A 237-nucleotide genomic window follows, 5' to 3' on the forward strand; every position below is an offset into this window, starting at 1 on the left:
CTGTTCCGCCTGCTGCGCGAGCGGGAACTGCGAGGCGTCGATGACGTTGTCCATGAGCCGCACGGCGACCGTCGCCGTCTCGCGGATGCCTTCCGTGTCCAGGTGCGCCCGGTCGGTGAACGGCTCGCGCACAAAGGCGGTGAGGTTCACCGATCCCAGGTCGCAGGCGCCGTACGGCGGCAGCGGCACCTCGCAGCACGGGTTCGTCGCGCTGATGCGCTCGCGGTACCGGAGATT

Annotated in this window: 1 pseudogene; it reads right to left on the reverse strand. The window is 69.6% G+C overall.

The window, feature by feature from the left end:
* Nucleotides 1-237: pseudogene (locus tag ACTFO6_RS19740) on the reverse strand (adenosylcobalamin-dependent ribonucleoside-diphosphate reductase); the annotation flags it as partial.

Source organism: Pelomicrobium sp. G1, assembly GCF_051905455.1.
In the GTDB taxonomy this organism is placed as follows: Bacteria; Pseudomonadota; Gammaproteobacteria; order Burkholderiales; family UBA6910; genus Pelomicrobium.